General features: G+C 60.5%; 15 protein-coding genes and 1 pseudogene. 11 read left to right on the top strand and 5 right to left on the bottom strand.

Annotated elements, in window-relative coordinates:
• Positions 1 to 34: 34 nt before the first annotated feature.
• Complete coding sequence (locus JQ575_RS02995; protein ID WP_212031796.1) at positions 35 to 547, bottom strand: helix-turn-helix domain-containing protein; 513 nt, start codon at positions 545 to 547, stop codon at positions 35 to 37.
• A gap of 241 nt (positions 548 to 788) precedes the next feature.
• Between JQ575_RS02995 and JQ575_RS02990 the strand changes: the two genes are divergently transcribed.
• Together JQ575_RS02990 and JQ575_RS02985 are read left to right on the top strand one after the other, a co-directional pair.
• Positions 789 to 1418: a 2-hydroxychromene-2-carboxylate isomerase gene (locus tag JQ575_RS02990; protein ID WP_212031795.1), complete on the top strand. Its 630-nt coding sequence runs from the start codon at positions 789 to 791 to the stop codon at positions 1416 to 1418.
• Positions 1419 to 1516: 98 nt separating this feature from the next.
• Positions 1517 to 2716, top strand: coding sequence for a CaiB/BaiF CoA-transferase family protein (locus JQ575_RS02985; protein ID WP_212031794.1), 1200 nt, complete (start codon positions 1517 to 1519; stop codon positions 2714 to 2716).
• 32 nt (positions 2717 to 2748) lie between these two features.
• Here the strand turns inward: JQ575_RS02985 and JQ575_RS02980 are convergent, their stop codons facing one another.
• Both JQ575_RS02980 and JQ575_RS02975 read right to left on the bottom strand, forming a co-directional pair.
• Positions 2749 to 3426, bottom strand: coding sequence for a glutathione S-transferase family protein (locus JQ575_RS02980; RefSeq protein ID WP_212031793.1), 678 nt, complete (start codon positions 3424 to 3426; stop codon positions 2749 to 2751).
• A 1-nt stretch (position 3427) separates the two neighbouring features.
• Positions 3428 to 4171, bottom strand: coding sequence for an SDR family NAD(P)-dependent oxidoreductase (locus tag JQ575_RS02975; RefSeq protein WP_212031792.1), 744 nt, complete (start codon positions 4169 to 4171; stop codon positions 3428 to 3430).
• A 149-nt stretch (positions 4172 to 4320) separates the two neighbouring features.
• Here JQ575_RS02975 and JQ575_RS02970 point away from each other — a divergent pair, with 149 nt between their 5' ends.
• From JQ575_RS02970 to JQ575_RS02935, 8 genes and pseudogenes are all read left to right on the top strand, one after another.
• Entirely contained in the window at positions 4321 to 6018 is a 1698-nt protein-coding gene (locus JQ575_RS02970) for an AMP-binding protein (RefSeq protein WP_312015873.1), read from the top strand.
• Positions 6019 to 6032: 14 nt separating this feature from the next.
• Positions 6033 to 6769: pseudogene (locus JQ575_RS02965) on the top strand (SDR family oxidoreductase).
• A 15-nt stretch (positions 6770 to 6784) separates the two neighbouring features.
• Positions 6785 to 7966: an acyl-CoA dehydrogenase family protein gene (locus JQ575_RS02960; protein WP_212031791.1), complete on the top strand. Its 1182-nt coding sequence runs from the start codon at positions 6785 to 6787 to the stop codon at positions 7964 to 7966.
• Between the two features lie 21 nt (positions 7967 to 7987).
• Positions 7988 to 9118 carry an acyl-CoA dehydrogenase family protein gene (locus tag JQ575_RS02955; RefSeq protein WP_212031790.1) on the top strand — a complete coding sequence of 377 codons (1131 nt, stop codon included), beginning with the start codon at positions 7988 to 7990 and terminating at the stop codon, positions 9116 to 9118.
• Positions 9119 to 9170: 52 nt separating this feature from the next.
• Positions 9171 to 10358 carry an acetyl-CoA C-acyltransferase gene (locus tag JQ575_RS02950; protein ID WP_212031789.1) on the top strand — a complete coding sequence of 396 codons (1188 nt, stop codon included), beginning with the start codon at positions 9171 to 9173 and terminating at the stop codon, positions 10356 to 10358.
• A gap of 48 nt (positions 10359 to 10406) precedes the next feature.
• Positions 10407 to 11420, top strand: coding sequence for a nitronate monooxygenase family protein (locus tag JQ575_RS02945; RefSeq protein WP_212031788.1), 1014 nt, complete (start codon positions 10407 to 10409; stop codon positions 11418 to 11420).
• A gap of 116 nt (positions 11421 to 11536) precedes the next feature.
• Positions 11537 to 12190 carry a flavin reductase family protein gene (locus tag JQ575_RS02940; RefSeq protein WP_212031787.1) on the top strand — a complete coding sequence of 218 codons (654 nt, stop codon included), beginning with the start codon at positions 11537 to 11539 and terminating at the stop codon, positions 12188 to 12190.
• Positions 12191 to 12205: 15 nt separating this feature from the next.
• The gene (locus JQ575_RS02935; protein ID WP_212031786.1) at positions 12206 to 12982 is read left to right on the top strand and encodes an enoyl-CoA hydratase-related protein; all 777 of its coding nucleotides are present in this window, start codon (positions 12206 to 12208) and stop codon (positions 12980 to 12982) included.
• Positions 12983 to 13010: 28 nt separating this feature from the next.
• Here the strand turns inward: JQ575_RS02935 and JQ575_RS02930 are convergent, their stop codons facing one another.
• Together JQ575_RS02930 and JQ575_RS02925 are read right to left on the bottom strand one after the other, a co-directional pair.
• A complete protein-coding gene (locus JQ575_RS02930; RefSeq protein WP_212031785.1) occupies positions 13011 to 14222 on the bottom strand; it encodes a multidrug effflux MFS transporter in 1212 nt (403 codons plus the stop codon).
• 97 nt (positions 14223 to 14319) lie between these two features.
• Positions 14320 to 15519, bottom strand: a complete 1200-nt coding sequence (locus tag JQ575_RS02925; protein WP_212031784.1) for an acetyl-CoA C-acyltransferase — start codon at positions 15517 to 15519, stop codon at positions 14320 to 14322.
• Between the two features lie 78 nt (positions 15520 to 15597).
• On the opposite strand from JQ575_RS02925, the gene JQ575_RS02920 reads away from it, so the two are divergent.
• Positions 15598 to 16314, top strand: coding sequence for a TetR/AcrR family transcriptional regulator (locus tag JQ575_RS02920; RefSeq protein WP_312015872.1), 717 nt, complete (start codon positions 15598 to 15600; stop codon positions 16312 to 16314).
• Positions 16315 to 16318: the final 4 nt, after the last annotated feature.

The following is a 16318-nucleotide window of genomic DNA, read 5'->3' as shown; positions in this document are numbered from 1 at the left end:
AACTTAGCGAGTGACAGCCCGCTTGAGCGCCACCTCAAGCAGTGCTGCGGCGCGCCTTTGCCTTGGGCTTCTCCGGCGCCGTGATAGCCGGGGTGCTTCGCGCGCCGGGGCCAGGGTGGGTATGAACCTCCTTGGCCGAAAGCGGCTCATTGCATTCGGAGCACACCATAACCGGATCGAAGTTCTTGCCGCATTTGCGGTGCTGATGCAGCAACGGCCGCCCGCGTGTGTCGACCATGTGCGTGTCACCCCAGTGCACGATTGCCATCATGATTGGATAGAGATCGAGCCCTTTTTGGGTGAGAATGTATTCATGCCGTTTGGGCGCCTCCTGATAGGGAATGCGCCGCAGCACGCCTTGCCGGACCAGTTTCTTCAGCCGCTCCGCGAGCAAATGGCGCGTAATCCCAAGTGCGGACTGAAATCCTTCGAAGCGGCGCGTGCGCAGAAAGCATTCGCGCAGGATAAGTAGGGTCCACCGGTCGCCTATCACGCCGATCGTGCGGGCCATCGAACACGGCTCTTCTTCAAGGGCATCCCATCGCATTTCTTGCTCTCCAATCCAACCGGCACCCTGTATTCGCTCGAATCGTCCAAGGGAACCTCAGCTCAGTTCCCATTCTAGATAGGTACTCAGCTCCAAACAATCCCCTACGGATATGGTAAAATCAGCAGAGTTTCGTAAATAATTGACAGTTCGTTTTTAGAACTGTAAAGACGGTCATGGTCGTATTTCGGCTGCTGAATACCAAACCTGATCATCCAATGCGCTCGCGGGAGAAGCTGACATGCCCCTGAAGGTTGAATTCCAGTTCGATTTCGGCAGCCCGAACGCTTATCTGGCGGAAGTAGCCATTCCGGGGATCGAGCGGCGTACCGGTGTGAAATTCGAGTACGTCCCGGTTCTGCTTGGCGGCATCTACAAGGCGACGGGCAACATGTCTCCGTTCGATTCGCTTCGCGGAATCAAAAACAAGCCGGAATACCAGGCACTCGAGACACAACGGTTTATCCGTCGCCACGACATCACGAAATTCCGTCCGAATCCTTTCTTTCCGGTCAATACGCTGATGTTGATGCGCGGTGCCGTCGCGGCTCAGTTCGAAGGCGTGTTCGAGCCCTATTTCCGCGCCGCCTATCATCATATGTGGGAAGAGCCGAAGAAGATGGATGACCTCGAAACCTTCCGGAACGCATTCATCTCCTCAGGCATCGATATCGACCGGTTGATTGCGCGTGCGCAGCAGGATGACGTCAAGAAGGGGTTGATCGATCGGACCACCGACGCGGTTAACCGCGGAGCATTCGGCTCACCGACTTTCTTCGTCGGAAAGGAAATGTTCTTCGGCAAGAACCAGCTTCGCGACGTCGAGGATTCGATCGTCGAACAGACCAAACCCGTTTCGAAAACGGCGTAAGGTCAGGTACTGAGGCCTGCAGAGCCAGGCCGATGTTCCGGGCCTGCATGACGGAAACTCGGCAGGTCCGACAGCGTAGTAACTCAGGGAGAATGCCCATGCCTGGCCCACTCAGCGGCGTTCGTGTCCTCGACCTGACTGGCGTTGTGTCGGGCCCGTTCGCGACCATGTTTCTGGCGGATCAGGGCGCCGACGTCCTGAAGATTGAGCCGATCGGCGGCGATATCACCCGCCGCAGCCGTGCCACGATCGACAAGGACGGTGAGTTCTCCGCGCTCTTTATCTCGTCAAACCGCGGCAAGCGTTCTCTGTCTATCGACGTCAAAAGCGCGGCCGGGCGCGAGGTGCTCGCCAAGCTGGTCGCGCAGGCGGATGTGCTGGTGCAGAATTTCCGGCCCGGCACCATGGAGCGCCTTGGTCTCGGCGTCGATGAGTTGCGCCAGCGCCATCCGCGCTTGATCTATGTCTCGATCAGTGGCGTCGGCGAGACCGGTCCGTATGTGAAAAAGCGTGTCTATGATCCGATCATTCAGGGGCTATCGGGCTTTGCTGATATCCAGTCGCAGCCGGTAACCAACCGTCCGCAGATGATACGAACCATCGTATGCGACAAGACTACCGCGGTTTTCACCGCGCAGGCGGTGGCAGCGGCGCTCTACGCCCGCGAGAAGACCGGGCAGGGCGACCACATTCAGGTCGCCATGCTGGACGCGATGATTTCGTACCTGTGGCCGGAAGGCATGATGCAATACACGGTAGTAGGAGCCGAGACCACCGCTGCGGATCCTAACGATCGACCCGATCTCGTGTTCAAGACCAGCGACGGCTACATCACGGCTGGTACCATTTCGGATTCCGAATGGCAGGGGTTTTGCCGGGCCTCCGGCGATCCCGATCTTGCCAAGGATCCCCGATTTGCGACGCCGTCGGCGCGTTCGGTCAACGCCACGGCACGCATCAACAAGATGGCGGAGTATATCGGCCAGCACACCACTGCCGAATGGCTGGAGCGCCTGGACGCCGCTGACGTCCCTTGCGCGCCGATCCTGCGGCGAGGCGAGATCATTCACAATGAACAAGTAATCGCGCGCGGCATCATCGCAGAGTTCGATCAGCCGAAGGTCGGCCGGGTGCGGCAGCCGAAGCCGGCGGCCCGCTTTGAGATCAATGAGGCCGCGATTGGTGGACCAGCTCCTCGCGTCGGCGAGCACTCGCGCGACGTGTTGCGTGAGCTGGGTTACGACGACAGCGCCATCGACAAGATGGTCGCCGAGCGTAACGTGCGCGTGGCGATCTAACCTCGAACCCCTGCGCGAGTGGTCGTCGGTTTCTAAACCTTGGCCGGCGCTGGCGTGATCGGTACCATCGGGACATTCGCCGCGACGGCCCGCTGATAGGCGTCCCGCTTCTTGATGCGTTCGAGATAGGGCTGCGCGTTGTCGCAAATGCCGACGCCATAGGCGATCGCCCACTCGAGGCAGGTCGTGAGCAGGATGTCGGCGCTGGTAAACCGGTCGCCCATCAGGAATTGCCGGCCGTCTGCGAATGCTACTTCGACATGGCGCAACTGCTGACGGAAGTACTCGCCGGCCTGGGCAACGACCTCGGGCGCTATACCGTAGATCGGACCGAGCGCGTCGGCGCGATGGCGGCGCATCACGTAAAGGCTGGTTGAATCCAGTTCTGCGACGATAAAGAAACACCATTCCAGCCACGCGGCATACTCACGGGTGGTTTCAGGAATCAGCGAGCGCTCCGTTGTGGAGTACATTCGCGACAGGTAGGCAACGATTGCGGCGCTCTCGCCGATGCAAAAGTCGCCGTCCTGAAGCAGCGGAATCTTCTGGCGCGGATTGAGCCTGGTGTATTCCGCGGTCTTGGTCTCCCCCGTTCGCGGCCCGATCGGTTTTGTCGTGTAGGCCAAGCCCAGTTCGTGCATGGCCCAGTGTGGGCGAACGGTGCGGCTTGTCCCAACGCCCCACAGGGTCAGGTTTGGCGTCACGTTCATGTTACCACTTCTCCACGGACGGACGCAGATCAAGCTCATGGGTCCAGCCATCACGGCTTTGCTGGTGGGTGAACCAATAGACGTCAGCAATGGAAGACGTCTTGGTCAGGCTATCTGGCGGAATTTCACTTGCCTCGATTCCCTTCGCCGCCTTCATACGCTGGTGAATAGCTTCGCTGTCGACGCCGGCATCGATCAACAGATGCACGACATGAATGTTCTTCGGTCCGAGCTCGCGCGCCATCGCCTGGGCTACCGCTCGAAGTCCGAACTTCGCTGACGAAAATGCCGCAAACCCCTGGCCACCGCGTACACTGGCGGTCGCACCCGTAAAGAAGATGGTACCGCGTCCGCGCGGCAGCATGACGCGGGCAGCCTCGCGTCCGACCAGGAAGCCGCCGTAGCAGGCCAATTCCCAAGCCTTGAAGAACAGCTTCTCGGTTGTCTCAAGCAGTGGCTTGTTGACGTTCGATCCTGCGTTGAAGAGGCAAACCTCGATCGGCCCGAACTCTTTTTCGATCCGCGCGAATATGCCTTGGACCTCTGCTTCCTGGCGGGCATCGACGCTGAAGGCGTGAATGTTATGTCCCCCAGCCCTCAGCTCGCCCACGAGCCCCTGCGACTTGGATGCATCGCGCCTGCAGATGCAAACTGTATAGCCGCCCTTTGCAAAACGCCGGGCGACGGCTGCTCCGATGGCATCGCCTGCACCTACAAGTATCGCTACGCCGCGACTCTCTGCCATTCCCTGCCCCCGATTAGTTCTTATTTGGTACTATAATCGTAGCGACGGTATGATACATTGTAAATCAGGCGTTTCGCGCAGCTTCCCAAATATTAGGGCAGGTACGTTGCCCTTTGAGCCTCACGAGCAAGGATCGATCGAATTAGTGATTGACGAGTTCTAAAAAAGAACGTTATCTACGCGCCGAACGTGTCGCGCTGCAACGTGGGCATGATTTGGTCGGGAGGTCGGTCGTGGCGGAGCTTTCAGAGGCGATCAATCTCGACGAGATTGCTGTCGGCTTGCCGCGCCGCATCCATGACGTCATGGCAAGGCAGGTTGCCGAAGCCCCGGACCGGATCGCGCTGGTCGAAGACGGGGCATCCTGGAGCTACCGCGATCTGGATCAGCGTGTCAGCGAGATCGCCGCCGTCCTGTCGTCGCTGGGAATCCGGGCGGGCGACCGGATGATCATTGTCAGCGAAAACTGTATTGCGCTTGCCGCGTTGCTGCTCGCGACGAGCCGGCTCGACGCCTGGGCGATCGTTGCCAACCCGCGATTGTCCGCGCGCGAACTGGACCAGATCCGCGACCATAGCCGCGCCCGCCGGATGTTCTTCGCCTCAGGTGTTTCGAAGGAGGCTGCGGCGCACGCATCGCGCTATGGCGCGGAGAAGCTTCAAATAGGCGCACTGCGGGAGATTGGCATTGGCCCGCTGAGCGAAAGCGCGACCGTCGAGCCGGTGGAGGTGGAGCCAGCCAAACAAGTGGCGGTGCTAATCTATACCTCGGGAACGACGGGGACACCTAAGGGGGTGATGCTCTCGCACGAAAATCTGCTGATCAGCGCAAAAACTACCGCGCATTTCCGCAAGATGGATAGTAACGACACGATCTATCTCGTATTGCCGATCTCCCATATCGTCGGCATCTCGCTCCTGATCATGACACTGATGGTCGGGGGCGCGGTGCGGATGGCCAGCAAATTCGATCCTGCCGCGACCACGAAGGCGATCGCGGAGGAGGGCGTTACCATCCTCAACGGCGTGCCTGCTACTTATCAACGCCTCCTGGAGTACAAGAGCGTGTCAGGCGTGAAGCGGCTCTCCCGAGGCGCGCTACGCTTGATCACCGTCGCCGGCGCACCGCTCGATTTGAACCTGAAGTCGCGTGTGGAGAAGGAGTTCGGCCTTCCGCTGCTTAATGGCTACGGCATCACCGAATGTTCGCCGGGGATAGCGGGGGTGCGCTTCGATGCCCCGCGGTCGGACCAGGCGGTTGGCACGCTGCTGCCGGGAGTAGAGGCGCGGGTCAGAACACTCGACGGCCTCCCTACGGCAAGGGGGGAAGTCGGGGAGCTTCATGTCCGTGGCCGCAACGTGATGCTCGGCTACTATCGCGCCCCCGAGCTGACCGCCGAAGTGATAGACAGCATGGGCTGGTTCAATACTGGTGACATAGCGCGCTTCGATGGCGATTGCCTGTACATTGTCGGCCGCACCAAGGAAATGATCATCCGTTCGGGCTTTAACGTCTATCCCGCCGAGGTCGAAGCGGTCCTCAGTTCACACAAGGACGTCGTGCAATGCGCCGTGGTCGGCCGTGTCGCCGACGGCAATGAAGAGATTGTCGGTTTTGTGCAGCTGATGCCGGGGTCACAGGTGACGCCGGAGAATCTGATGAGTTTCATCCGATTTCAGCTCACCTCATATAAGCGGCCGTCTAAAATCATCATCCTTGATGCCTTGCCGGCCACCTCAACGGGCAAGATTCTCAAGCGCAAGCTTGCGGAGTCTCTGCACGACGAAGGTAGCCAAGTTCCTCCAGCGCTGACGGCCGAATTTACGCAGACAATGTATCTGACCTGACCGGGAGAACACCCTTGAAGAAGAGAAACGCAACCGTGGCCGTGATCGGTGCCGGAGACTACATCGGCGGTGAGATCGCCAAGAAGTTCGCCTCAGAGGGCTTCACGGTGTTTGCCGGACGCCGCGATGGCGCCAAGCTTGAGCCGTTGGTCAAAGAAATCGAGAAAGCCGGAGGCGAAATTCACGCACGCACTCTCGATGCACGCAAGGAAGACCAGATCACGGCCTTTCTTGGCGACGCGGACAAACACGCGCCGCTGGAGGTCTGCATCTTCAACATTGGCGCCAACGTCAACTTCCCGATTCTGGATACGACCGAACGCGTATTCCGCAAGGTTTGGGAAATGGCGTGCTATCCGGTTTTCTCGCGGGCCGCGAAGCGGCGCGGCTGATGCTTCCCCGCGGCAAGGGCAATATCTTTTTCACCGGAGCGACCGCGAGCCTTCGCGGCGGGACGGGTTATGCGGCCTTCGCCAGCGCAAAGTTCGGCCTGCGGGCCGTTGCACAGGCGACGGCGCGCGAGTTGGGGCCAAAGAACATCCACGTAGCGCATCTCATCATCGATTCCGGCGTCGATACAGAGTGGGTACGTCAGCGGCGGATCGAGGCGCTAGGTCCTAATGCGCTTGATGATCCCGATCTGCTGATGCCGCCGTCTTCGGTCGCGGAATCCTATTGGCTGCTTTATCAGCAACCCAAAAGCGCCTGGACCTTTGAACTGGAGATTCGTCCCTTCGGCGAGAAGTGGTAGCGGGAGCCGCGTGCGATGGAGCTCGATCTTTCCAGCGAGGACGCCGCGTTTCGTGACGAGGTGCGTGCCTTTATTGCGGAGAACTATCCGCAGGAAATGCGCGTTTCAAATCCCGAGACCGACTTGACGAAGGAGCAGTCGCTGCTCTGGCACCGGATCTTGCACAAGAAGGGGTGGATTGCTCCGCTCTGGCCGAAGGAGTACGGCGGTCCAGGCTGGTCGGTCACGCAACGCTTCATCTTCGAACAGGAGACATCTCGGGCCGGAACGCTGCCGCCGCTTGCGTTCAGCGTCACCATGGTCGGTCCGGTCATCTACACCTTCGGCAACGACGCGCAGAAAAAGAAGTTTTTGCCGCGAATCCTTTCGGGCGAAGATTGGTGGTGCCAGGGCTATTCGGAACCGGGCTCCGGCTCGGATCTTGCCTCTGTGCGCACCAAGGCGGTGCGCGACGGCGATCACTACATCGTCAACGGTCACAAGACCTGGACCACGCTGGCCCAGCATGCCGACTGGATCTTCTGCCTGGTGCGGACCGACCCCGCGGCGAAGCCCCAGGCCGGCATCTCCTTCCTGTTGATCGACATGAAATCGCCCGGCGTCACCGTGCGGCCCATCATAACCATCGACGGATCGCACGAGGTGAACGACGTCTTCCTCGAGGACGTGCGCGTCCCCGTCGAGAATTTGATCGGCGAGGAAAACAAGGGTTGGACCTACGCGAAATTTCTGCTCGGCAACGAGCGTACGAGCATGGCCGGGATCGGCCGGTCGACTCGTTATCTCGGGCGTCTCAAGCAGATCGTGAGAACCGAAGTCGGTGAGGAAGATCCGGCGTTCGGGGAGTTCACTCGGGAGATCGCGCGCGTCGAGCTCGATGTGCTCGCGTTGGAGGCGACGGAACTGCGCATCGTTGCGCAGATGTCGCGCGGCATCGACCCGGGACCGGCTGCATCGCTGTTCAAGATCAGGGGCACCGAGATATTCCAGCGCATTACTGACCTGACGCATCAGGCCATCGGTAACTACGGTCTGGCCATACGCGAGCATCCAGTGACCGCGAACCGCTTCATGCCGGGGCCGGACTATGGACACACCGCGACGGAAAAGTATCTGAACTCCCGCAAACTCAGCATTTACGGGGGATCGAACGAGATCCAGCGCAACATCATCGCGAAAGCGGTTTTGGGTCTCTAATCACACCGCACGAGGCATCCGATGGATATTCAGTTGACCGAAGAACAGGAATTGCTTCGTTCCAGCATTCAGCGGTTTCTGCGCGAGCAATACGATTTTGACGAGCGCCGCAAGATCGTGGCGACCGATGAAGGCTGGAGCCGCAAGCACTGGAAATCCTTTGCCGAACTCGGACTTTGCGCGGCACCATTCCAGGAAAGCTCTGGCGGCCTTGGCGGCGGCTCGCTCGCGACGATGATTGTGATGCAGGAGTTCGGCCGCAGCCTCGTCGTCGAACCTTATTTCGAGACGGTTGTCCTGGCAGGCGGTCTGATCGAGGACGTCGCCTCGCCCGAGCAGCGCCAGGCGTTCCTGCCCAAGATCATGGAGGGAGAGGCCATATGGGCGCTGGCCTGGGCGGAAGGACGGTCACGTTATGATTTCAACAACGTCACCACCACCGCGCGCCGCCAGGGGGATAAATTTGTCCTAAGCGGAACCAAGGCTGCGGTGGTTGGTGCGCCGTGGGCTGATAAGCTGATCGTGTCGGCGCGCACGTCGGGCGGACCGCGCGATCGCGTTGGCGTGAGCCTCTTCATCGTCGATCGCCATGCGGCCAATCTTCGCTTGCAGAGCTTCAAGACGATCGATGGTCGGCGCGCCGCCGAACTGACGCTGATGGACGTGGAAGTACCGGCCGGCCAGTTGCTTGGTGTCGAAGGAGAGGGCGTAGTGGCGCTCGACGCGTGCCGTGACCGGGCTATCGCCGCTCTCTGCGCGGAAGCAGTCGGTGCGATGTCTGTGCTGAATTCCGCGACGCTGGAGTTTAGTAAAGCACGCAAGCAGTTCGGGGTTGCTCTCGGGAGCTTTCAGGTGTTGCAGCACCGGATGGTCGACATGTTCATCGCGCTCGAAGAGTCGATCTCGCTCACGCAACATTTGAACCTCAGCCTCGCCGCCCATGAGCCAAATGGATCGAAGCTTGCGTCGGGCGCGAAGTCGAAGGTTGGCAACGCCGCCCGCTTCGTCGCAGAGCAGGCCGTGCAGTTGCACGGAGGCATGGGTATGAGCGACGAATTGAACGTCGGGCATTACTTCAAGCGAATAAACTCCATCAACGTTCAATTCGGTGACCCCACCTACCATCTGATGCGGTACGCGCAGCAGAACTAATTGTCCTTCCAACGCAGCAAATCGACTGCCGCACCCCGATCAGAGGTAAAGAATGACTGAAGCCGTAATCGTGTCGACTGCACGCACCCCCATTGGCAAGGCTTACAAGGGCGCCCTCAATAATACCGAAGGCGCGACGTTGCTGGGTCATGCTATTTCCGCTGCATTGTCACGGGCCAACGTCGAGGGTGCCGAAGTCGAGGACGTTGTGATGGGGTGCGCCATGCAACAGGGTACCACCGGCACCAACATCGCACGAAAGGCGCTGCTGCGTGCTGGGCTTCCGGTGAGCGTGGCCGGAACAACTATCGATCGCCAATGCGCGTCCGGCCTTCAGGCGATTGCGCTGGCTGCACGTTCGGTCATTTTCGATGGCGTGGAGGTTGCCATCGGCGGCGGCGGCGAATCTATCAGCCTGGTCCAGAACAACCAGTTCAACAGTTTTCATGCCGTCGATCCCGAACTCCTGGCGATGAAAGGGGACGCCTACATCGCGATGCTGGATACTGCCGAAATCGTAGCGAAACGCTACAGTATCTCGCGGGAACGCCAGGACGAGTACGGCCTCGAGAGCCAGCGCCGGACGGCTGCGGCCCAGCAGGGCGGCCGCTTCAACGACGAACTCGCACCGATCAAGACCACCATGGCGGTCACGGACAAGGCGACCGGTGCCGTGTCGTATCAGCAAGTGACGCTGTCGGCCGACGAAGGGCCACGTCCCGATACCACGGCCGAGGGTCTTGCTGGCCTCAAGCCGGCAAAGGGGCCGGGTTTCACTGTTACCGGCGGTAATGCGAGCCAGCTCTCGGACGGCGCCAGTGCTACCGTCATCATGAGCGACAAGCTGGCCGCACAGAAAGGATTAAAGCCGCTCGGTATCTTCCGCGGCTTTGTCGCAGCGGGCTGCGAGCCTGACGAGATGGGAGTGGGGCCGATCTACGCCGTGCCCCGGCTACTCAAACGTCACGGGCTTAAGATCGATGATATCGATCTGTGGGAATTGAATGAGGCATTTGCGGTGCAGGTGATCTATTGCCGCGACCAGCTCGGGATCGACCCGCAAAAGCTTAACGTCAATGGCGGATCGATCGCAGTCGGTCATCCCTACGGCATGACCGGCGCGCGAGTGACCGGCCATGCCCTGATCGAGGGCCGCCGGCGCCAGGCCAAGTATGCTGTTGTTACAATGTGTATTGGCGGCGGCATGGGCGCCGCGGGACTGCTCGAAATTATCCACTGACGAACAATGGGCCATTAAGCCGTAAATTTCAACCTATCGGAGGCACACGTGAAGACTGCAATTACCGAGTTGTTCGGCATCGATCATCCCATCATCCAGGGCGGGATGCACTATGTCGGCTTTGCCGAAATGGCAGCGGCTGTGTCCAATGCCGGCGGCCTCGGGCTCATCACGGGACTGACGCAGAGAACGCCGGAATTGCTCGCCAAGGAGATCGCGCGCTGCCGCGACATGACGGATAAGCCGTTCGGTGTGAACCTGACCTTTCTGCCGACCTTTACCGCGCCGCCCTATCCGGAATACATCGCTGCCATCAGGGAAGGCGGCGTCAAGATCGTCGAAACCGCCGGGCGCAGCCCCGAACAATATATGCCGGCCTTGAAAGCAGGCGGCATCAAGGTGATCCACAAATGTACGTCCGTCCGGCATTCGCTGAAAGCCGAGCAAATAGGCTGCGACGCCGTCAGCGTCGACGGCTTTGAGTGCGGCGGCCACCCCGGCGAAGATGATATGCCCAACATGATCCTCTTGCCGCGTGCGGCTGAGGAATTGAAAATTCCGTTCGTTGCTTCCGGCGGCATGGCCGACGCGCGCAGCCTCGTGGCGGCGCTGGCGATGGGCGCCGCCGGCATGAACATGGGCACGCGCTTTATCGCTACCAAGGAAGCGCCGGTGCACCAGAACGTCAAGGATGCACTCGTGAAGGCATCGGAGCTCGACACCCGTTTGGTGATGCGCGCGCTACGCAATACCGAACGTGTATTGAACAACAAGGGCGTCGAACACCTGCTCGAAATCGAGCGAGCGAAAGGCAAAAGCCTGAAGATTGACGACATCCACGAGCAAGTGGCGGGCGTCTATCCCAAGGTGATGATCGACGGCGACATGGACGCGGGCGCGTGGAGCTGCGGTATGGTCGTTGGGCTCATTCACGACATTCCGACGGTGAAGGAACTGATCGACCGCATCATGGCGGATGCCGAGCGAATCATCCGTCAACGCCTGACTGGTTTCCTTGATGGCGCCGTGCAAAGGCCTGCTGCCGCCCGAGCAATCGCGTAGCCGGATGTTCTAACGAGGGCTATGCCCACGCACGGTTGTGCGTGGTGTGATTGTTATGGTGAAGCTCGATTGACCAGCAATGGATGGCCTTCGGCAGTCTAGGGGAAGGGGAGTTTATGGATCTGGCCGACTTCCACTACTACGAGCCTTCGAAGGGTCACGGACTCCGACATAATCCATTCAACGCGATTGTCGCGCCGCGTCCGATTGGCTGGATTTCGTCACGCAATGCGGCTGGTCAACTGAATCTCGCTCCATACAGCTTCTTCAACGCGTTCCTCTACGACCCTCCGATAATCGGGTTCTCCTCAATTTCGTGGAAGGACACCGTCAAGAACGTCAGCGAGACCCGAGAATTTGTTTGGAATCTGGTCACGATGGATCTGGGCGAGCGCATGAACAAGACGGCCGCGCCCCTCGATCACGGTGTGAGCGAGTTCGAAACGGCAGGGCTGACGCCGATCCCGGGGCGCCACGTAGCGGTGCCGCGGGTAGGCGAGAGCAGGGCCGCTATGGAATGCAAGGTCACCGACGTCTCGCAGTTGACCAATGCGCGCGGTGAAAAGGTCGAAGGATGGTTCGTGCTCGGCGAAGTTGTCGCAGTATACATCGACAAGTCCTTGATCGAGGACGGTGTCTACAACACGGCGCTTGCGCGTCCCATACTGCGCGCCGGCCGTGGTGGAGATTACCTCGAGGTCAAGACGGAGAACATGTTCGAGATGAAGCGTCCGCCTGGCAGCAGCAAGCCGGAATTCCACGGCGCTTGATTAAAGGAACGATCGATGACCCAGCATGTGAAAACTGAAGTGGCCGGAGGCATCATGACGATGACGCTGGCCCGTCCTGAAAAGAAGAACGCGCTCAGCAATGAAATGTACAGCGCCATGTCGGAAGGGCTGGAGCGCGCAGAGAAAGATCCTGCCGTGCGGGTCGTTCTATTTCAGGGAGATGGCGACAGTTTTACGTCCGGAAACGATATCACCGATTTCAGTGCCCAAGCCAACGGTAGCAATATAGGGGAAAGCCAGGCGTTCCGGTTCATCCGCAATCTAGGTAAGGCCACCCGCCCACTCGTCGCTGCAGTGCAGGGCAACGCGGTAGGCGTTGGCACCACGATGTTGCTGCATTGCGACCTCGTATTTCTTGCCGACACGGCGAAGCTGATGACACCGTTCGTGAATCTGGCGCTGGTTCCTGAGGCGGCTTCGAGTTGGTTGCTGCCCGCCCGCATCGGGCATGTCCGCGCGTACGCCATGTTTGCGTTGGGACAGCCGCTCGATGCAGCCGCCGCATTGGCCTGCGGTCTGGCTAACGCCGTGGTGCCGGCCGCAGACTTGCGCGCCAGGGCTTGGCAGGCCGCCGAAGCCCTGACCAAACGGCCCGCGGGCTCTCTCAGTCACACCAAAGCGCTCATGCGCGAAATGGACAAGATCGCTGCCCAAACAAACCGGGAAAGCGCGCTATTTGCCGAGCGGTTGCAGACCGGCGAAGCCCGCGAAGCGTTCGCGGCGTTTGCCGAGCGGCGTAAGCCGGACTTCACAAACCTGACGAGCGACTGACAAGTGGCCCATGTGGTGTCAAAGCCAATCAAGACCTCTCGATCCGCGCGTACAGACCAAGCGCCAGCAGTGAAAACCCGCTCAGCACGACGCCCAGGGCCAACATTGCTTCATGCGACACCGTTGCAGCAAGCCATACACCGATTGCTGCGTTCATCATCTGCCAGAAACCCAGTAGCGCCGAGGCGGCGCCGGCCTTCTCCCCGGATGGAGAGAGCGCGCGGGCGGTAGCCAGTGGACTGACAACGCCCATGCCGAGGAGAAACACGCACATCGCGCCCAGAAACGGCAAGAAAGTCGGGCTGATCATCGAGATGAGCAGGATCGCAACGCTGCTGGCGGCCGTTGCCCACAGTCCTGCCCGGATCGGGCGATCGAGCCCGTAGCGTGGAGCCAGTTTCGTCGCCAGCATGCCCGCGGCGAATACGATAAAGACGGTGCCGGCGAAGAAGAGACCGAGCTGGATCGGCGTGAAGTGCAGCGCTTCAATGAACAAGCGCGGTGCAGCCGAAAACATCGAGAACAAGCCGCCAATAATCAGGCTCGCGGTTGCAGCCGGGATGGCGAAACGACGATCGCCCATCAGGCTGCCATAGGTCCTGGCGATGGCGAGCAGATTGAGCGGCGTGCGGATCGAATTGTGGGTTTCGCCGAGGATGATGCCGTAGGCAATGGCGCCAGCTGCGGCAAAGGCCGCGACTAGAGCGAATTCGGAGCGCCAGCCAAAGCTGTGATCGAGTGCGCCGCCAAGCAAAGGCGAGAATCCGGGAGCTGCAGACATTGCGATCATGATCAGCGCCATCGCGCGCGCCAGTGCCGGCCCACGGAACATGTCGCGGGCGATGGCGCGAGCCAGTACTGATGTCGCGCAAGCGCCTGCTGCCTGCACGACGCGGCCGGCCAAAAGGTTAGGTAGATCTGTTGCCAAACCGCACCAGACGCTGCCGCCGAAGAAAACTGCAAATCCGATCAGGACTGGCCAGCGTCTGCCGTAGCGATCCGAGAGCGGTCCGACCAGGAGCTGTCCTATCCCAAACACCGCAAGAAAGACGGTAATGGCGGATGTGACCGCGGCGCTGGTGACATTCAATGAGATCGCAATTTGTGGCAGCGACGGCAGCAAGATGTTGGTCGCGAGCGTTCCCATGGCGGCCAGGACGGAAAGGACCGCGATCGCCAGGCCGCTGGAGACGGGAACATCCCGCGGCACGCTCGTGGCCGTTTGGCACTGGTCAGTCATGGGAACTTTCGCGCTGGTAGGGATAGGCTGGTTACCGGGCGGCGAGTGACGCGGTTCGCGCCGCTCGCCGAGCCCCTTTCTTGTCGGATCGGCCGTGCTATCTGCGGACGACGCGCTCGATCGCGATGGCGGTGGCTTCACCGCCACCGATGCAAAGGGCTGCAACGCCGCGTTTGAGGTTCTGCGCCTCCAGCGCGTGCAACAGCGTCACGATTAGGCGCGCGCCGGTGGCACCGATCGGATGACCGAGCGCACAGGCGCCGCCATTGACGTTCAGCTTCTCCCTGGGGATGCCGAGATCCTTCTGCGCCGCCATCGCCACCACGGCAAAGGCTTCGTTGATCTCGAACAGATCGACATCGCCGACGCTCCAGCCGACCTTGTCCAACAGCTTGCGAATGGCCGGGATCGGCGCGGTGGTGAACCATTGCGGTTCCTGGCTGTGGGTGGCGTGGCCCTTGATCTCTGCCAGCACGGGGAGGCCGTCGCGATCCGCGAGCGAGCGCTTTGCAAGAATGAGCGCCGCAGCGCCATCGGCATTGGCGGAGGAGGCGGCCGGCGTGATGGTGCCGTTGGCGCGGAACGCGGCTTTCAGCCCGGGGATCTTGGCGGGATCGACCTTGAGCGGGTGCTCGTCATTGGCGATGATCCGCGGCCCGGTCTTTTCGGTCAGTGTGATAGGCGCGATCTCGGCTTTGAATGCGCCACCCTCGACCGCCTTGCGGGCGCGGGTCAAGGTCTCCATCGCGTAAGCGTCCTGATCCTTACGCGTGAACTGATAGGCTTCCGCGGTAGCCTCGCCGAAATCGCCCATCGAGCGGCCGGTCTCATAGGCGTCCTCCAGCCCGTCCATCAACATGTGATCGATGATCCGGTCGTGGCCGGCGCGGTAACCGCCGCGTGCCTTGGCCAGCAGATAGGGCGCATTGCTCATGCTCTCCATGCCGCCCGACAGTACAATCGAGGCCGAGCCCGCATTGATGATGTCGTGGGCCAGCATGGTCGCTTTCATGCCGGAGCCGCAGACCTTGTTGACGGTTGTGGCCCCGGTGGCATCCGGCAGTTTGGCGCCGCGGGCGGCCTGGCGTGCCGGTGCCTGGCCTTGTCCGGCCGGCAAGACGTTGCCCATGAAAACCTCATCGATCCGCTCGGGCGCCAGCTTGGCCCGTTCCAGCGCCGCTGACATCGCGTGGGAGCCGAGCTTGTGGGCGCTGAGAGGCGACAACTCGCCCATGAAGCGGCCGAGCGGTGTGCGGGCGGCGGAAAGGATGACGACGGGGTCGGAAGCGGTGGCCATGGCGAACTCTCCTGTTGATAGGTGTTGTTATATGACGATAGTCATATAAGATAGCCAACATTGCAATGAAATGTTGCCGTGAACTTCAAGGAAGCGCGGTTCCAGAATTGCTTCGAGGGGATGGAGACGGGTTGTGCAGCCGATCACCTTACGACCTTGCACGGAGGGCCGATGCGATACGTAGAAGACCACAGGCGTCAAACCCACGATCGGATCGTTGAAAATGCCTCCTACGGTTTGCGCCAAAGTGGCGCGGAAGGGCTCAGTGTTGTCGAGTTAATGAAGCTCGCGGGTCTCACACACGGCGGTTTCTATAACCATTTCGATTCGCGTGCCGCGCTTGTCAGCGAGGCGATCGCCTTCGCGATGGACCAAACGACTGAGCGATGGAAAAAACTGGCGAACGGGAAAACCAGCAGGGAAGGCCTCGAGGCGTTGATCGGCGATTATCTTAGTCCCCGGCATCGCGACAATCCCAAACACGGTTGCGCGCTTCCAACCCTGGCCGTCGATGTCGCGCGATCGGGCCCGAGCGAGCAGCAGGCTCTGACTTCCAAACTGGAGAGGATGATCGACGCCCTTCTCGAGTTGCTTCCCGGTGAGCCACCTGGACAGGCCCGCCAAATCGCGACAGGCGCTATCGCAACCATGGTGGGATCGATCGTGCTGTCGCGTGCCGTCGGCGCGGGGAAATTTTCCGACCGCATCCTCGATGCCGGACGCAAGACCGCGGGCGGCCGGACTCGGAAGCCGCAACGAAGAACAACAAAGGCGGCGCGCTGCGAAAAATCATAACAAG

Source organism: Bradyrhizobium sp. JYMT SZCCT0428 (assembly GCF_018131075.1).
Lineage (GTDB): Bacteria > Pseudomonadota > Alphaproteobacteria > Rhizobiales > Xanthobacteraceae > Bradyrhizobium.
Note: the sequence above shows the minus strand (reverse complement) of the source record. Positions and strands in the feature narration are given on the sequence as shown.

Bases quoted from the DNA above. Each gene is read 5' to 3' on its own strand.
- JQ575_RS02995 (WP_212031796.1), bottom strand. From the start codon at position 547: ATGCGATGGGATGCCCTTGAAGAAGAGCCGTGTTCGATGGCCCGCACG.
- JQ575_RS02990 (WP_212031795.1), top strand. From the start codon at position 789: ATGCCCCTGAAGGTTGAATTCCAGTTCGATTTCGGCAGCCCGAACGCT.
- JQ575_RS02985 (WP_212031794.1), top strand. From the start codon at position 1,517: ATGCCTGGCCCACTCAGCGGCGTTCGTGTCCTCGACCTGACTGGCGTT.
- JQ575_RS02980 (WP_212031793.1), bottom strand. From the start codon at position 3,426: ATGAACGTGACGCCAAACCTGACCCTGTGGGGCGTTGGGACAAGCCGC.
- JQ575_RS02975 (WP_212031792.1), bottom strand. From the start codon at position 4,171: ATGGCAGAGAGTCGCGGCGTAGCGATACTTGTAGGTGCAGGCGATGCC.
- JQ575_RS02960 (WP_212031791.1), top strand. From the start codon at position 6,785: ATGGAGCTCGATCTTTCCAGCGAGGACGCCGCGTTTCGTGACGAGGTG.
- JQ575_RS02955 (WP_212031790.1), top strand. From the start codon at position 7,988: ATGGATATTCAGTTGACCGAAGAACAGGAATTGCTTCGTTCCAGCATT.
- JQ575_RS02950 (WP_212031789.1), top strand. From the start codon at position 9,171: ATGACTGAAGCCGTAATCGTGTCGACTGCACGCACCCCCATTGGCAAG.
- JQ575_RS02940 (WP_212031787.1), top strand. From the start codon at position 11,537: ATGGATCTGGCCGACTTCCACTACTACGAGCCTTCGAAGGGTCACGGA.
- JQ575_RS02935 (WP_212031786.1), top strand. From the start codon at position 12,206: ATGACCCAGCATGTGAAAACTGAAGTGGCCGGAGGCATCATGACGATG.
- JQ575_RS02930 (WP_212031785.1), bottom strand. From the start codon at position 14,222: ATGACTGACCAGTGCCAAACGGCCACGAGCGTGCCGCGGGATGTTCCC.
- JQ575_RS02925 (WP_212031784.1), bottom strand. From the start codon at position 15,519: ATGGCCACCGCTTCCGACCCCGTCGTCATCCTTTCCGCCGCCCGCACA.